This window comes from Streptomyces sp. NPDC048442 (genome assembly GCF_040651475.1).
GTDB lineage: Bacteria > Actinomycetota > Actinomycetes > Streptomycetales > Streptomycetaceae > Streptomyces.
In genome coordinates this window covers 203,017-219,240 of record NZ_JBEZKB010000003.1, presented here as the reverse complement: position 1 = coordinate 219,240, position 16,224 = coordinate 203,017, and the positions used below count along the sequence as shown (strand labels likewise).

Annotated in this window: 16 protein-coding genes; 12 read left to right on the top strand and 4 right to left on the bottom strand. The window is 69.9% G+C overall.

The genetic code is table 11. The features are described from left to right. Positions 1-45: 45 nt before the first annotated feature. From AB0D18_RS06930 to AB0D18_RS06905, 6 genes are all read left to right on the top strand, one after another. On the top strand, positions 46-1,296 hold the full coding sequence (locus tag AB0D18_RS06930) for a hypothetical protein (RefSeq protein WP_362413728.1): 1,251 nt from the start codon (positions 46-48) through the stop codon (positions 1,294-1,296). Positions 1,297-1,493: 197 nt separating this feature from the next. Next, complete coding sequence (locus AB0D18_RS06925; RefSeq protein ID WP_362413726.1) at positions 1,494-2,459, top strand: protein phosphatase 2C domain-containing protein; 966 nt, start codon at positions 1,494-1,496, stop codon at positions 2,457-2,459. Beyond that, a complete protein-coding gene (locus AB0D18_RS06920; RefSeq protein ID WP_362413724.1) occupies positions 2,456-3,574 on the top strand; it encodes a protein kinase in 1,119 nt (372 codons plus the stop codon). Before AB0D18_RS06925 ends, AB0D18_RS06920 begins: the two co-directional genes overlap by 4 nt. A 55-nt stretch (positions 3,575-3,629) precedes the next feature. Next, complete coding sequence (locus AB0D18_RS06915; RefSeq protein ID WP_362413722.1) at positions 3,630-4,340, top strand: vWA domain-containing protein; 711 nt, start codon at positions 3,630-3,632, stop codon at positions 4,338-4,340. Between the two features lie 65 nt (positions 4,341-4,405). Then, positions 4,406-4,783, top strand: coding sequence for a hypothetical protein (locus tag AB0D18_RS06910; RefSeq protein ID WP_362413720.1), 378 nt, complete (start codon positions 4,406-4,408; stop codon positions 4,781-4,783). Positions 4,784-5,309: 526 nt separating this feature from the next. Then, positions 5,310-5,732, top strand: coding sequence for a hypothetical protein (locus tag AB0D18_RS06905; protein ID WP_362413719.1), 423 nt, complete (start codon positions 5,310-5,312; stop codon positions 5,730-5,732). A 46-nt stretch (positions 5,733-5,778) separates the two neighbouring features. Here AB0D18_RS06905 and AB0D18_RS06900 read toward each other — a convergent pair whose 3' ends face one another. The 4 genes from AB0D18_RS06900 to AB0D18_RS06885 all read right to left on the bottom strand — a co-directional run bounded on the left by AB0D18_RS06900 (position 5,779) and on the right by AB0D18_RS06885 (position 9,044). Then, on the bottom strand, positions 5,779-6,687 hold the full coding sequence (locus tag AB0D18_RS06900) for a biotin-dependent carboxyltransferase family protein (protein WP_362414070.1): 909 nt from the start codon (positions 6,685-6,687) through the stop codon (positions 5,779-5,781). A 5-nt stretch (positions 6,688-6,692) separates the two neighbouring features. Next, entirely contained in the window at positions 6,693-7,298 is a 606-nt protein-coding gene (locus AB0D18_RS06895) for an allophanate hydrolase subunit 1 (RefSeq protein WP_362414068.1), read from the bottom strand. Between the two features lie 298 nt (positions 7,299-7,596). Further along, a complete protein-coding gene (locus AB0D18_RS06890) occupies positions 7,597-8,400 on the bottom strand; it encodes a 5-oxoprolinase subunit PxpA (protein WP_362413717.1) in 804 nt (267 codons plus the stop codon). Beyond that, positions 8,397-9,044, bottom strand: coding sequence for a GntR family transcriptional regulator (locus AB0D18_RS06885; RefSeq protein WP_362413715.1), 648 nt, complete (start codon positions 9,042-9,044; stop codon positions 8,397-8,399). Before AB0D18_RS06885 ends, AB0D18_RS06890 begins: the two co-directional genes overlap by 4 nt. Positions 9,045-9,428: 384 nt before the next feature. On the opposite strand from AB0D18_RS06885, the gene AB0D18_RS06880 reads away from it, so the two are divergent. The 6 genes from AB0D18_RS06880 (at position 9,429) to AB0D18_RS06855 (ending at position 16,213) form a co-directional block, all read left to right on the top strand. Next, positions 9,429-10,145, top strand: coding sequence for a DUF969 domain-containing protein (locus tag AB0D18_RS06880; protein WP_362413713.1), 717 nt, complete (start codon positions 9,429-9,431; stop codon positions 10,143-10,145). Continuing rightward, positions 10,142-11,110 carry a DUF979 domain-containing protein gene (locus tag AB0D18_RS06875; RefSeq protein WP_362413712.1) on the top strand — a complete coding sequence of 323 codons (969 nt, stop codon included), beginning with the start codon at positions 10,142-10,144 and terminating at the stop codon, positions 11,108-11,110. The genes AB0D18_RS06880 and AB0D18_RS06875 overlap by 4 nt, the downstream gene beginning before the upstream one ends. A 24-nt stretch (positions 11,111-11,134) precedes the next feature. Then, positions 11,135-11,806 carry a pyroglutamyl-peptidase I gene (gene pcp, locus AB0D18_RS06870; RefSeq protein WP_362413710.1) on the top strand — a complete coding sequence of 224 codons (672 nt, stop codon included), beginning with the start codon at positions 11,135-11,137 and terminating at the stop codon, positions 11,804-11,806. Continuing rightward, complete coding sequence (locus AB0D18_RS06865) at positions 11,803-12,828, top strand: DUF2891 domain-containing protein (protein WP_362413708.1); 1,026 nt, start codon at positions 11,803-11,805, stop codon at positions 12,826-12,828. Before pcp ends, AB0D18_RS06865 begins: the two co-directional genes overlap by 4 nt. A 71-nt stretch (positions 12,829-12,899) precedes the next feature. Then, complete coding sequence (locus tag AB0D18_RS06860) at positions 12,900-14,027, top strand: endonuclease/exonuclease/phosphatase family protein (RefSeq protein WP_362413706.1); 1,128 nt, start codon at positions 12,900-12,902, stop codon at positions 14,025-14,027. Positions 14,028-14,230: 203 nt separating this feature from the next. After that, positions 14,231-16,213, top strand: coding sequence for a PE-PGRS family protein (locus tag AB0D18_RS06855; RefSeq protein WP_362413705.1), 1,983 nt, complete (start codon positions 14,231-14,233; stop codon positions 16,211-16,213). The last annotated feature ends 11 nt before the right edge of the window (positions 16,214-16,224 follow it).

The following is a 16,224-nucleotide window of genomic DNA, read 5'->3' as shown; positions in this document are numbered from 1 at the left end:
GCACAGCCACCCAGCCGGGGCATCGACAGCCGACAGGGAGAGACAGTGGAACAACTGACGTACGACCCGGTGCTGGACAGCCAGACGCTGCCGCGCTGGCGGCTGATGAACCCGCTACGGCCTCCGGAACCGGGGAAGGCCCTGGTACTGGTTCCGGACGACGGGTCCGCCCTCGTCATCCGTGCGGGCGAGGAGATTGCCGCCGCCCGCTTCGGGACGTATCAGAGTGTGTTCACCGTCGACATGACGGAACATCGGCTGGTGCTCGACATGCCATTGCTCAGCAGGGACGTCACCTTCTCGTTCCGTGGCCGGGTGGTCCTGGTGTGCTGCGCCGCCGATCCCGCGGAAGTCGTTCGCCGCGGCATCCGGGATATGAGCGGCACCTTGTACGGGCCCGTCCGGCGCATGCTCCGACAGGTCTCGCGGAACTTCGACATCGCCGAGTTCCACGAAGCCGAGCAGGCCCTCAATGAAGCCGTCCGGGAATTCACCGGCGACTCGGCCGTACAACTGCGCAACATCCAGATCGAGTTGCTTGTCGACGAGGACGAGATCGCGGCGAGCGGGCGTGCGTACCGGGATGTCGTCCGGGAGACCCGGCTGGACGGAATGCGGCGCAAACGGCATCTGGACATGCTTCGCGACGAAGGCGTGGAGGGGCTGATCGCAGAGATCATGGAGAAGGAAGGAGCGCGGGCCGCTCTCGCCTGGATCGAGAAGGGCGAGGCGGAAAAGCGGGAGGCACGGCGCGAGATGGTGCGTCTGGTGCTGGAACGCGGTGACGCGCATCGTGAACCCTTCGAGCAGGCGGAGCTCGAACGCACGGTGGTGGAGGAAGCTCTGCACGACAACGGCAGCCTGTTCGACGATGCGCGACGCGGCCGGCTGCGCGGATCACTCGGTTTTGACCGGCCCCCGGCACCTGGCGCCGGAGACCCGGAACGGCCGCGGAGGACCGCCCTTCGGGGGGAGGTACTGGCGGACCGGGAAGCCGGGCTCGGGAAGGAGCCGGACCGGGGCAGCGGGCTCGCGCCGGAACCGGACCGGAGAGGCGGACTTGGACCGGAGCCGGACCGGGGAGGCGGGTTGCCGCCCGAGGACGAGCCGCTGCCCCCGTCGGCCGCCCGGTCCCGGATTCCTTCCGCAGGCTCTCGAACAGACCCCGCGGTCACGGCCTCCCCTGCGCCGGAAGTACCTGCCACGGAGCCACCCCGGCGGGTGAGCCGCGTACGGGGAACGGCCAAGCGTCCGGCGGACGGTCGCGGACCACACAGCAAGGGGAGCCAACGTTGAGCGGCATCCACGGTGCGCGGGAAACAGGAGCGGCAGAGGAAGCCCGGGGGGTACGGGAGGCACGGCCCGGCCTCCCACCGGCACGCCCGGACCCGCGTGTACCGCCGTACCCCGCCCTGGCCGCGACTCCTCCACAGCACACCGGTGCCGCCCGTGCACTTCCTGCGCCGAGGGTGTGGCACCAGGAGCGGCCGAACGTGCACCTCGCCACCGTCTGGACAGAGCGCGTCCCAGGTCGGGGCGAGGACGCCGAACCATTCGCCGCACACCATCTCGGCACGCAGCAGGGTCTGATCGCGGTCTTCGACGGCTTGGGCGGATCCGGCTCGTCCCCGGCCTGGCAATCCCCGGGCGGCGAGGCACGCACCGGAGCATGGGTCGGCTCACGGGTCGCCCGGCTCGCCCTCGACCACTGGTTTCACGACGCGGTGGCAGCAGGGGAACCGATGACCGCGCAACGGTTCCACGAATACCTCGGCTACTTCCTCGCCCACGCGCCGAAGCGGCACAGCAAGATCGTGGGCAAGATGCGGCGTCAGCTGCCCACCACTCTGGCTGCCGTGCGCTACAAGGTGGGTCAGGGGCAGCTCGATCTGGAGGCGTTCTGGGCCGGAGACTCACGCGCCTATGTCTTCTCCCCCGATGGCGGACTGCGCGTCCTGACCCGCGACCACACCGACGAGGACGACACGCTGGAACTGCTCCGCTCCGACCCGCCCATGACCAACGTGGTGTCCGCGGACCGGCACTTCGTCATCGATTCCCAGCAACTTTCCCTGGGGCTGCCCTGCGTACTCCTCGCGGCAACCGACGGATTTTTCGGCTACCTCACTACCCCCGCGGAGTTCGAGTGCGCGCTTCTGCACACGCTCACGACCTCTCACAGCCAGCGGGACTGGGCGGACCAACTGAGCCTCGCGGTGCAGAAGTACACCGCAGATGACGCCTCTCTCGCCATTGTCTCCCTCGGATACGACAGCTTCGACGCACTCCGATCCTCGTTCACGGAACGCCACCGGGAAGTGGTTGATCGCTATGTGCGTTCCAAGCCGAGGGACTTCCAGCAGGTTGAACTCCTGCGTGACTGGCAGAACCGCACCTGGCAGGAATATCGCAGCGATTACGAATCGTATCTGCCGTCACTACCGGAGGGTTCGGCATGAAACTGGGTGACGAGATCGCCGGATACCGCATCATCAGCGAGCCGACGAATGCCAATGGCGGCAAATGCATCTGGGCCTTCGCCGAGAAGAACGGTCAAGAGTACTTCCTGAAACGGTTCCTGGAACCGAAACGTCCGCGCGAAGCCTCCACGGCGAGCGCGAAGAGTAAACGTATCCGGTTGGAGGTGTGCGAAGAATTCGAGCTCCGGCACCGGACCATCATGGAGCGGCTGCGCCCGGATGCACGGGGCAGCGGCAACATCGTTCTCGCCGTCGACTTCTTCCACGAGGGCAGCACCTACTACAAGGTCACGGAACGCATCGACACGGCCAGCCTGGAAAAGCCTCAATCGCTCGAACCGCGCCACAAAGCAGTGCTCTTGAGGACCCTGGCCCTGAGCCTGCAGCAATTGCACGAAATCCAGATCGTGCACGGCGATCTCAAACCGCTCAATGTGCTGGTGCAGAAGCAGGAGGGCATGGCATTCCACACCGCGAAGCTGATCGACTTCGACGACTCCTACCCCTCCGGCAATCCTCCCGGCCCGGAGGACATTGCCGGTGACTCCCTGTACGGTGCCCCTGAGTGGCGCAGATATCTACAGGGGGACGAAACCGTACGGGCGGACCAGCTGACCACCGCGGTCGATGTGTTCGCCCTCGGCCTGATGACGCACCTCTATCTGACCGGGGCTCCGCCCCGGTACGCCGAACGATTCGCGTCACCGGCGGACGCGGTCAACGCCGGCGAGGACCTGACCTTCGATGTACGGCTGTCCGCCTCCGTGCAGGGCCTGCTCCGTGCCATGACAGCGCGAGAACCGAGGGCCCGGCCCCGCGTGGGGACATATCTCAAAGCACTGACAGATCCCGAGGTATGTGCGCTGACCCACAAGCGGCCGGGCACAACCGAGCCGGAGCCCGAGTCCACGACTGTCCCCGGGCCCCGCACCAGCCGTATCAGGACCAATTTCACGGGTCGCACCGCGTCCGCCTCCGAGAACCCCCCGGAAGCCGCCGCTTCCGATGTTCCGGAGAGCGCCGATCCCGTTCGGTCCGCCGAACCGAAGAAGTCCCGGGTACGCATCAACCTGGGGCACCGGCGCAATCCCTGACCCGGCACACCATCCTTCCTTTAATTCATTTTCCCACGCCCACCGGAGACGACACATGACTTCCGAAAACAACCAGTACCAAGGAAACCTGCAGTACGCCGTCGACATCGTGCTCTGCATTGATGCAACCGGCAGCATGTTCCCGGTCCTCGACACCGTCAAGTCGAGCGCGGTGAAATTTCACGATCACCTCGATGACGTCATGGCAAAGAAGGGGAAGTCCATCAGTCAGCTACGGCTGAAGGTGATCGCCTTCCGGGACTTCGGAGACAACCCGGCCGACGCCATTGAGCAGACCGATTTCCTCCATCTCCCTTCCCAGTCCAAAGAGTTCGAAGAGTTCGTTGCTGACATCGATGCCGGTGGCGGTGGCGACATCCCCGAATCCGGGCTCGAAGCGCTTGCCCTCGCCATCAACTCCCCCTGGGAAGGGGGACTCGACCGCAGGCGGCACGTCATCGTCATGTTCACGGACGCCCCGGCCCATGCGCTGGGAACGGTCGGTGCCTCCGCCCAGACGTATCCGGCCGGAATTCCGCGGAACATGGACGACCTTCTTGAGCAGTGGGGCTATCCCCGAAGCCAGAGCGCGGTGATGGAGCAGTCCGCGAAGCGACTGGTGCTCTTCGCTCCGGATCAGGCTCCGTGGGACGACCCCATTGCCGAGGAGTGGGACCTGACTCTTCACTTCCCTTCCAAGGCCGGTGCAGGCCTGGAGGAGTTCGAGATGGACGAGATCATCGAGACGATCGCGAACAGCCTGTGAGACTGGAGTGGCCCGGTTTCACACTGGAGGAAACAGAGGGCAGGCTCGAGTTCCAGTGGGGCGGCATGGGCACCGTCGACCTGCTGGCAAGCCACTGCGTCTCCCTCGCCGTCCGCGCGCACGGTCAGGACGGCGGACGCCGCCTCCTCTTCCGGTTCCGGTCCCAGTCCCAGTCCCGGCAGGAGGGCACGGTGTTCCCGTCGGATCTGATCACCGTGCGCGTCGATGTCCCCTGTCAGTACGCCGCGCAAGCTGCCCGTTTCGCGGAGCGGTTGGCAGCCGACCACGGCATCAAGGAGCTGGTGGAAAACGCCGCGGAGCAGCTTCCTCTCCGCCGGGTCACCTGTGACTCCCAGGAGTGGATCGCTGCTCCGGCAGCGGCGCCCTCGGAAGAGCTGTATGCCGCAGTTCTCGAACGGATCGACAGCTCATCGGAATCCTGAGGACCCCTGTGCGGGCAGCAGAAAGAGATGAACGGTGACGGAAGCAAACTGGCGGTGCGGGGAATGCCACAACGTCAACGGCCCCCAGGACAAGCGTTGCGTAGCATGCGTGACCCCGCGCCCCCGCGTCGCTCCCAAGATTTCCACCGCCAAGAAGTCGGTGCCGAATCCCGCCAAGAAGTCGGTGCCGAAAAAACCGTCGGCAAGCAGGTCGGAGCCCCGGAGGACAGCATCGCCCGGCTCGGGCACTGCTGCCTCCAGTGCCAAACCTGCACCGACCGGCACCCGGTCGGCCGGTCCTCGTAGGACCACGAGCCGCACCGTGCCTCCCCGGCGCCCCGAAGTCTTCTATCCCAGCGCCGGCACGACCGGCTATACCCCTGCACCTGCCCCGACGCCCACACCACCACCGGCTCCCGATCCCACCCCGGCCTGGACGCCCGCACCCTCACCGACGTACTACGCTCCTCCCTCGCGCACCCCTGCGAGGCCCAAGCAGAACAGCTGCGGGCAGAGTTGCCTGGGCTTGATCGTCATAGGGGTCTTCCTCTACCTCGCGCTCCAGGCGTGCAGCAGTCTGAGCGGCTCCGACAAGAGTGCGCCGGAACCGGAATCGACTGCGAGCACCCCGCCCTCCTGCCCGCCGAGGATCGCTGCGGAGCTGCCCGGTACCGGTTCCGGCGCGGAACTGGTCGACGCATTCAGCACCCAGAACAAGCAGATCGTCCTGTGCCGTACGGGGGAGGAGGAACTCTTCTATTTCGGCGAGTTCAGTGATCGCCGGGAGGGCGGAATCGCCATGCCGGCGCGAACGACCGCGGACGGCTACGAGGCCAGCAACGGCCCGTACCGCTACCGCATCGACGTCAAGAACCAGACCGTCACCATCTACGAGTCCGGTCAGCGGATCGGCCGCGAATCCCTTCGCCCGCAGCCGTCGCCCTCTTGAAGTGCCACTGGTTCGACGTCAGCAGTACGTAGCGGTGGCCCTCGCATCACCCGGTGGGGGCAGCCCCTGCCCAGCCCCGCACCACGAACCGGATCGGCGTGCCCGGGACCGCCTGGGCCGCCGCCGGGAGGTGTTCTTCGGGGACCACGCCGATCACCGGGTAGCCGCCGGTCACCGGGTGGTCGGCGAGGAAGACCACCGGGAGTCCGTCCGGGGGAACCTGGACCGCGCCCAACACCATTCCCTCGCTGGGAAGTTCCTCGTCCTTGGTACGGGCGAGGGCCGGGCCCTCGGTACGCAGGCCGATGCGGTTGGCGGCCGGGGAGACGCGGTAGCCGGGGGCGGCCAGCACGCGGATCGCTTCAGCGGTGAACCAGTCGTGGCGGGGGCCGAGCAGCAGCGGCAGGACCAGCTCGGAGGGCGGGGCCTGCCAGGGCACCGCGTCCACGGTGGGCGGCGTCGGGTGCGCGGCGCCCACCGGGAGCAGGACGCCGGGGGCGAGCGGGTCGGGACCGAGGCCGGAGAGGAGGTCGGTGGAGCGGCTGCCGAGGACGGGCTCGACAGTGATGCCGCCGGCGAAGGCAACGTACGTACGGAGACCGGAAGTTGGGCGGCCGATGTCGAGGAGCGCGCCTACGGGTACGCGTACCGGGGATCCCCAGGGGGCGGGCCGGCCGTTGACCCGTACCGGGCACGGGGCGCCGGTGACGGCGACCGTCACGGGCACAAGTGCGCGGAGGGAGACACCGTCGAGGGTGGTCTCCAGGGTGGCCGCGCCACAGGGGTTCCCCACGAGGCGGTTGGCCAGCCGGTGGGCATGTGCGTCGAGGGCCCCCGAGCGGGGAACGCCCAGGTGGGCATGGCCGGGGCGGCCCTCGTCCTGGACGGTGGTGAGGGCTCCGGGGCGTACGACTTCGAGGGCGGCCGAGGTGTCCACGTTCGTCGCGCGGTCCATGGTCGTCACGTACGGGGCTCCTCGGTGAAGCGCACTCTGGTGCCGGGGGCGAGCAGTGCGGCCGGTTCGCGGCGGGGGTCCCACAGAACGGCGCCGGTGGTGCCGATGAGTTGCCAGCCGCCGGGGGACGAACGGGGGTAGACGCCCGCGTACTCACCCGCGAGGGCCACCGATCCGGCAGGTACGGCAGTGCGCGGGGTGGCGCGGCGGGGCAGGTGAAGGGCTGTGGGCAGCCCGGTCAGATAGCCGAACCCGGGGGCGAACCCACAGAAGGCGACCCGGAGTTCGAGCGCGCCGAGGGTCGCGGGGACGCGGTCGGCCGACATGCCCCAGAGGCCTGCCACGTCGTCGAGGTCGGGCCCGTCGTACCGCACCGGAATCTCGACCAGCGGCCCTTCCTCGGCTGCGAGCGGCGGAATGTGCCAGGTACGGAGGGCGACGGCGAGAGCCTGCGGGTCGGCGAGCCCGTCGAGGAGAACGGTCCTGGCCGCCGGGACGATGTCGCGAACGGCAGGCAGTGCGTCGGCGGCGCGACGCCGGAGGAGCTCGGCGTGAAAGGCCTGGGCCTCGGGGAGACCGTCGAGCTCGACGAGGAGGGCGTGGGGGCCCATGGGGCGGATGCGCAGGGGAAAGAGCGGAACCGGGGCCGGGGTGGGAGCCGGGGCCGGGGCTGCCGGGGTGTCTGCGGAGGAGGACGCACCGCTGATACTCATGCGAAAACCTCCCGTTGGGCGGGGCAAGCGCACGAGGGGGCCGTCGGGACGGCGGCGGTGCTCGCGGTCGTACGCGCACCCACGACCGTACGCATACTCGTGCTCACCCGAGGGCCTCCCGTATGAGGTCCGCGCGCAGGGGCTCGGCCCGGCGCACGTCCGGTTGGCGCTGTCGCACTCGTACGCATGTGGGCGCTCACGCGAACGCCTCCAACTTCACTCCCGCTCGCAGCAGTTCGGCCCGTACGCGCCCTGCAAGCTGTGCCGCGCCCGGGGTGTCGCCGTGCAGGCACAGGGAGCGGGCTTCCACCGGGATCTCTTCGCCGGACAGCGCCGTGACCCGGCCCTCCGTGGCGATCGCGACCGAGCGGGCGACCACCGCGTCCGGGTCGTGGATCACCGCACCTGGCTCGCGGCGGGACACCAGGGTGCCGTGCACCGTGTAGGCGCGGTCGGCGAACGCCTCAGTGATGCAGGTGAGTTGGGCACCCTCGGCCTCCGCGAGCAGCTCCGAGCCGGAGAGGCCGAGGATGGGCAGGTCGCCGCCCGCCATCCGTACACCGGCGACGACGGCCGCGGCCTGCTCCACGTCGTCGACGGTGCGGTTGTAGAGCGCGCCATGGGGTTTCACATAGGCGACGCGGGAGCCCGCCGCACGGGCAAAGACCTCCAACGCGCCGATCTGGTACGCGACTTCGGCGGCAAGCTCGTCCGTGGGCACGTCCATCGCGCGCCGCCCGAAGCCCGCCAGGTCGCGGTACGAGACCTGGGCGCCGATCCGCACCCCGCGCTCGGCGGCCAGCTCGCACACTCGGCGCATCGTCACGGGGTCACCCGCGTGGAAGCCGCAGGCGACGTTGGCACTGGTGACGACGGACAGCAGCGCCTCGTCGTCGGTGAGCGTCCAGCGGCCGAAGCCTTCGCCGAGGTCGGCGTTGAGGTCGATGGTGGGGGGCTCGGTGGTGGGCGGCTCAGTGATGGGGGGCTCGGTGGTGGTCATGCTCGTACCTCCGTCGGGGACACTTGAGACGCTTGGGTCGCGAGCGTGTCGAGGATCAGCTGCCGCGAGTCGGCGAGGTAGCTCCTCAACTCGGCTTCCGCCGCTAGCAGTTCCCCGTCACGGACCTGCTCGGCGATGACCCGGTTACGGCCGACGAACGGTTCGTGGAGGTGGGCCGGGGAGGGCATCGCCTGGAAGACCAGGCGGAGTTCGGCGAGGATCGCGCTCATGTAGGAGTCGGTGCGCGGGCTGCCCGCGAGGGCGGCGAGGGCGCGGTGGAAGTGAATCCCCGCGTCGGCGACGTGCGGCCAGTCGCCGGTCGCGGCGGCGTTCTCGCCGTCCTCCACGGCGCGGAGCACATCGGCGACGAGCCGTGGCGCTGCCGGACCCGCGGCCCGTACGCCCGCGGTCTCCAGCGCGAACCGCACCGCGTAGATGTCGGTGATGTCGGCCGGGCCCGGGACCCGTACAAAGACACCCCGGTTGAACTCGTGCACCACCAGCCGCTCGTGTACCAGCAGCCGGAACGCCTCGCGCACTGTGTTGCGCGAGACGCCGTACGCCTGGGCGAGCGCCGCCTCGGGCAACTGCTCGCCGGGCTTCAGGCCGGCGTCGGCGATGCGGTCGCGCAGGGACGAGGCCACGCGCTGAGCAGTACCGGTGCCGGTGCCAGTGCCAGTGCCAGTGCCAGTGCCAGTGCCGGTGCCCGTGCCGCTGCCACTGCCGGTGCCGCTGCCCGTGCCCCTGCCACTGCCGGTGCCCGTGCCCGTGCCGCTGTCGGCGCCGGAATCCGCGCCCTCACCAAACCTCAAGGCTCCTCCTCGATCACTCGCCGTCCCCCGGCCACCGGAAGTTACCTGGAAACCCGGGAAAGTCCGTATGGCGGAAACCATTGTGGGATTGTTGAGCAATACCTTACTGTCACCGGAATCCGCTGGTCCGTCACGCCGCCACTCAGCTGCACCCAGCTGCACTCAGCTGGTCGTCCGGCGCGGACCGAGACCGACTGACTGGAAGGCGGGCGACGAATGATCGTCCTTCTCGGCGTCGTCGTGGTGATCGCAGGTTTCGCCACCCGACGCAATCCCCTGCTGGTGGTCGGCGTCGCCGGCATAGCCACCGGCCTGCTCGGCGGCTTGTCGCCGCGTGAAGTGCTCGCCTCGTTCGGCGAGGGCTTCGCCTCCAGCCGGTCCGTGACGATCTTCGTGATCACACTGCCGGTGATCGGCCTCCTGGAGCGCTACGGCCTCCAGGAGCAGGCCCGCCGCCTCATCTCCCGCTTCACCAAGCTCACCACCGGACGCTTCCTCACCCTCTACCTCGGCCTGCGCCAGCTCACCTCCGCACTCGGCCTCACCAGCCTCGGCGGTCCGGCCCAGACCGTACGCCCGCTGGTCGCGCCGATGGCGGAGGCCGCGGCCGAGAAGAAGTACGGGCCGCTGCCCGAGAAGTGGCGCGAGAAGGTGCGCTCGCACTCCTCCGGTGCGGACACCGTCGGCCTGTTCTTCGGCGAGGACTGCTTCCTCGCCATCGGCTCGATCCTGCTGATCACCGGCTTCGTCAACACCACGTACAACCAGCACCTCGAACCCCTGCACCTGGCCCTGTGGGCGATCCCGACCGCCGTCTGCGCCTTCTTCATCCACGGCGCACGCCTGCTGCGCCTCGACCGCCAGATGGCCCGCGAGCTCAAGGCCGGTCCCGCCACCGACGCCGCCGCGACCGAGAAGGAGACGGCCAAGTGATCAAGGCAGAGTGGTTCTACTGGCTCATCGGCGCGATCTTCCTCATCATGGCCGCGCAGATGTTCCTCGACCGTACGAATCCCAAGCGGTTCGGCACCGCCGCCTTCTGGGGCCTGCTCGGTGTCGGCTTCGTCTACAGCACGTGGGTGGTCGACAAGTCGGCACCCGCGGAGCCCCTCGGCGTCCTCGTCCTGATCATGATCGTCCTGGCGGGCTGCGGCTTCACCGGGCGAGGCAAGGTCAGCACCACCACGCCGGAGCAGCGCACGGCGTCCGCCGTTCGCTTCGGCAGCAGGCTCTTCATCCCGGCGCTGACGATTCCGGTCGTGGCGATGCTGTGCGCGACGCTGGTGAAGAAGATCCACATCGGTGGGGAGCCGATCTTTCAGGAGGGCAGCGAGACCATCCTGGGGCTCGGCATCGGCGCGCTGGTGGCGCTGGCCGTCGGAATGTTCCTGCTCCGCGAGAAGAAGATCACCGTTCCGATCCACGCGGGCCGCAACATGGTCGAGGCCATGGGCTGGGCCATGCTGCTGCCCCAGCTCCTCGCCGTACTCGGCTCGATCTTCCAGAAGACGGGCGTCGGCGCGCAGGTCGGAAAGATCACCGAGGCGGTGCTGCCGAGCGGCATGGTCTACGTCTCGGTCCTCGTCTACTGCCTGGGCATGGCGCTCTTCACGATCATCATGGGCAACGCCTTCGCCGCGTTCCCCGTGATGACGGCGGCCATCGGCTGGCCGGTCCTGGTCCAGACGGCCGGCGGCGATCCCGCGGTGGTACTCGCGGTCGGCATGCTGTCGGGCTTCTGCGGCACGCTGTGCACGCCGATGGCGGCCAACTTCAACCTGGTGCCGGCGGCGCTGTTGGAGCTGAAGGACCAGTACGGGCCGATCAAGGCGCAGATCCCGACGGCGGGCGCGCTGCTGCTCTGCAACATCGCGGTCATCTCCCTCTTCGCCTTCTGACCCCGCCGCCCGTAAGGACCCACCATGTCTCCCCTCTCCCACGCCCTCCCCCTCCCCCGCGTCCTGCTCACCGGCTTCGAGCCCTTCGGCGGCGAGGACGTCAACCCGTCCTGGCAGGCGGTCTCCCTGGTACGGGACGCCCCGCCCGAGGGCGTCGAACTCCACGCCGTACAACTCAGCTGCGTCTTCGGCCGCGCCAACGACGAACTCCGCGCCGCCGTCGCCGAGTTCACCCCAGACCTGGTCCTGTGCGTCGGCCAGGCGGGAGGCCGCCCCGACCTGACCGTGGAGCGCGTCGCCGTCAACGTCGACGACGCACGCATCCCCGACAACGCGGGAAACCAGCCCATCGACGAGCCGATCGCACCCGAAGGACCCGCCGCGTACTTCGCCCCGCTCCCCGTCAAAGCGTGCGTCGCCGCGGTCCGCGAGGCGGGCCTGCCCGCCTCGGTCTCCCAGACCGCCGGAACCTTCGTCTGCAACCACGTCTTCTACGGCCTGGCCCACCTCGCCGCCACCGAACTCCCTTCCCTGCGCGGCGGTTTCGTGCACGTCCCGTACGCCCCGGAACAGGTCACGGCCCGTGCACTGCCCTCCCTCCCCGTCCCCTCGATGGCGGACGGCCTGCGCGCGATCATCACGGCCGCGCTGACGACGGAGCAGGACCTGCGCGTCGCGGAAGGAGCAACGCATTGAGTACGAGCGATACGAGGCGTACGGGAAGCACAGGGCCCCTCTCCCCCCACGCCCGCACCTTCGCCGAAGTGGCGACGGCCAACGTCACCCGCCCCTACCCCTATGCCCCGATGCACCTGATCGCGGGACCGGACGACCTGCACGCCCCGCGCGAGCAACACCCCGCGTTCTACGGGGCGTACGACTGGCACTCGTCGGTGCACATGCACTGGCTGCTCGTACGACTGCTGCGCCGGTACGCCGCCGAGATCGACGCCGAAGCGGTCACCGCCGTACTGGACAAGAACCTGACGCCCACTCATCTGACCGCCGAATCCGCCTACTTGACCGCCCACCCCACCTTCGAGCGCCCCTACGGCTGGACCTGGCTCCTGCTCCTCGAAGCGGAGTGCCGCGCCCTGGGGCCGGCCGGCACACGCTGGGCCGAGGCCCTCGTACCCGCCACGCAAGCCGTCGCCGCTCTCGTACGCGACTGGCTCCCGAAGGCCACGTACCCGGTACGCCACGGAACGCACGCCAACAGCGCCTTCGCCCTCGGGCTGATGCTGGAGAGCGGTCGCCCCGACCTTGCCGCCCTGGTGCGCGACACCCTCACCCGCTGGTTCGCGGACGACCACGACGCCCCGGTCCACTGGGAGCCCTCGGGCCAGGACTTCCTCTCGCCCGCACTCGTGGAGGCCGACGCGGTACGGCGGATCATGCCTGGCGACGCCTTCGCCACCTGGCTCGACCACTTCCTCCCCGCGCTGGGCAGCGGCTCCCCACGCCTGCTCACCCCACCCGTCGTCGCGGACCCGGCCGACCCCCAGATCGGCCACCTCATCGGGCTCTCGCTCAGCCGCGCGTACGCCCTGCGGAACATCGCCGCCGCGCTGCCCTTGGCCGATCCCCGCGCGCCCCTCCTCCGTACAGCCGCGGAAGCCCACCTGACGGCGGCGCTCCCGCACACCGACTCCGGAGACTTCACCACGGACCACTGGCTGGCCACGTTCGCGGCGCTGGCGCTGGAAGCACCGGGCTGAGCGATCCCCGTATGCCGTCGTATGCGGTCCTTGATACGTCGACGATATGTGCCGACTCCTAGCCTCTGACCATGCATGTACAGATCGCCGAGGAGCACGCCGAGACCCAGGAAACCGGGGAGACCGGGCAGGACACCGGGGAGACCGGGCAGGGCGGCGCCGGCCCCGGGGGCGCCGGCTCGGGTGTCCGGCCCACGCGTGTCCTTCGGGCGGTCCGCGCCCTCTCCCGGCCGGGGCCCTGGAAGCGCGGCCGGGTGCTCGCGGCGCCGGCACTGTTGCTCGGCCTGCTCATGCTGCTGCACGCGGAGATCACGGACAGAGGTGGCCTCGGCAGCCTGGTGGAGACGTTCCTGCCGTGGTTCGGTCTGTTCGTCCCGGTGCTGCTCGCCGCGGCGCTGTGGCGCCGCTCCGCCACGGCGGTGGTCGCGCTGCTGCTGCCGGCCGTGGTGTGGCTGAGCCTCTTCGGCGGACTGCTCCTCGACAAGTCCCGGCCGGGCGGCGACCTCACCGTGGTCAGCCACAACGTCGGCGCCGACAACCCTGATCCGGCCGGCACCGCGCGCGACCTGGCCGCCTCAGGGGCGGACCTGCTGGCGCTGGAGGAGTTGACCCCGCAGGCCACGGCCACGTACGAGAAGGAGCTGGCGAAGGCCTACCCGTACCGCACGCTGAAGGGCACCGTCGGGCTGTGGAGCAAGCTGCCGCTGTCGGGCACCCGGCCGGTCAACGTCGTACGGGGCAATGTCGGGCCGCTGGCAAAGACCCGGCCGGCCGACGAATCCGAGGAAACGCCCCGGGCGCTGCGCACCACGGTGGCCACGAAGCGGGGGCCGCTGGCGGTGTACGTGGTGCACCTGGGATCCGTGCGGGTGTTTCCCAGGAACGGCTTCTGGACGGACTCGCGCGACTTCGGCGCGGTCGCACTCGCCAAGGCCGTCGCCGTCGAGCGGGTCGAGCGGGTGGTGGTGCTCGGCGACATGAACGGCACCACGGACGACCGCGCGCTCAACGGCCTCACCTCGCAGCTGCACTCGGCGCAGGACGCGGCCGGGAACGGCTTCGGCTTCAGCTGGCCGACGTCCTTCCCTGTGGCACGGATCGACCAGATCCTGGTCAGGGGCGTGCAGCCGGCGAGCTCGTGGGTACTGCCGGCGACCGGCAGCGACCACCTGCCGGTGGCGGCCGGCATCAGCTGGTGAACACCGCCGGGATCGGCTGGTGAACACCGCACAACTGACCGCAGACCCGCAGACCCGCAGACCCGCAGACCGCAGACCCGCGGACCCGCAGAGCCACTGACCGCAGCATCGTGGCACTGTGCCAGGATCCCGGCCATGGACACCACGCCGCCCCGGCCCGCCCCGCTGCTCCTCGACCTCGACCAGGGGCAGGGTGCGGCGGCATGAGCACTCCACGGGAGAGGGCCGACGCGATACTCGCCGACGCGGGGCTGGAGTACGCGGGCGGCTGGGGCGCAGGCCAGAATGCGCTCCCCATCCGTGCGGCGCTGCGGCCGATCGCGGCAATGGACGCCGTACCGACCTCTGTCGTACGGCTGGACGCCGCCGATCCGTTCGCCGCCACCGACGCACAATGGCTCCAACTGGCCACCGCGCACGGGCTGTTCGACGCAGACGGGGGTTTCCTGGTCACGCTGGGGGAAGGCGGCTGGTTCCGGGTCAGGCTCGGGGAGGAATGGCGGCTCGCGGACGTCCTGCGCAGTCAGCCCCGCTGCCCGGAGTTCATGACGCTCTCGCCGGACGGGAGGACGCTGATCGGCGTGACCACCGAGGAGTACGAGATCTGGCTGATCGTGGTCGACGACGTCCCCGCACACCAGGAACAACGCGCCCTGGAACTGGCGCGGGAGGAGAGCGAGGAGGAGCGGGAAGCGGCCTGGGACGGGCTGTTCGGCAGGCTCCGGATTCCATCGCAGACACGCGAGCAGTGGGCGGTCGGGCTCCTCTCCCACCCCTCCCTGCCCGACGACATCCGGCTCGAACTCCTGGTGCGCTCCCGGCGGTTCTACGGCCGCGAGCTGCCCGCCGACCTGATCGACCAGCTGATCGGCCACCCGGACTGGAAGGTGCGCGGCGCCGTCGTGGACACCGGCTGCAACCAGCTGACGCCCGACCAGTGGAGCCGTCTCGTCCTCGCCGAGGAGGACGATCGCCACCGCTGGGCCGTGGTCACCATCGCCGTCGACTACCGCGCGTCGTTCACCCCCGCCGCGTACGAGCGCCTCGCCGCCGATCCCGTCCCGCGCATCCGCGCCGAGACCGCCGCACTGACCGGCCTGCCGGCCGCCGTGGCCCGCACCCTCCTCGCCGACCCCGAGCCCCGGGTCCGGCAGTCCGCGTGCGCCGCCGCCTGGCCGGACCTCGACGCCGACGAGCGCCGTGCGCTCCTCGCCGACCCCACGCCCGGCGTCCGCGCGACCGCCCGCCGACTGCACCACCGCGAACACCCGGTCACGCTCGCCGTCTTCGAGAGCGGCGATCTCGGCGACCCCACCCACGTCGTCACCGAATCCGTACTGGAACCGGAACTGGCCGACCATCTGTCCCGGCACCCGGACGCCGCTCTTCTGCGCCGCGCCCTCGCCGACAACCCTCACCTGCCCCCGGCCCTGATCGCCGTCCTGGCCGTGGACCCCGATCCCTCCGTCCGGAGCTCCATCGCGCTCCGCCCGGACCTCACCGAAGCCCAACGGGGCTCCATCTCCTACGACTTCGACCCCTCGCTCCACCACTCCACCCTCCCCTGGGTCCACGCCCTCCACGACGACCCCGAAGCCATGCGGCGTCTCGCCGCCTCCCCCCACCCCCTGATCCGCCGCTCCGTCGCCCGCGCCCGCCACCTCCCGCCGGACGTCGTCGACCGGCTCGCCCACGACGAGGACCGCGTCGTCCACCTCTTCCTCGCCGAGTCCTGCGACGACGCCCCGGCCTGGATGCTGATCCAGGTCTGGCACTGGTGGAACGGCAGCCTCTCCTCCCCCGGCCGCCCCCGCACCCACCCCCACTTCCCCCGCACCGACCTCCTGCGATACGCCGACAACCCCAACCCCCGGCTGCGCCAACTCGCCCTGGACGACCCGGACTCCACCCCTGAACTCGTCGAACGCTTCACCCTCGACCCGCACCGCGAGGTCCGCTACCGCGCCGCCGGCGACTCACGCCTGAGCCGCCTGGGCGCGGTCCGTCTCCTCGACGACCCCGACGCCTCCGTCCGCCGGGCCGCCGCCCGCTGCCCCCGCCTCCCCGCCCGCGTCCTGGTCACGCTGCTCCGCGACCACCACACCGCCGAGGACGCCGCCCGGAACACGGCGATCCCGCCCGGCGTCATCCGGAGGATGGCCGAGCGGGATCAGGATTCGCCGTAGGCCACCGTCCC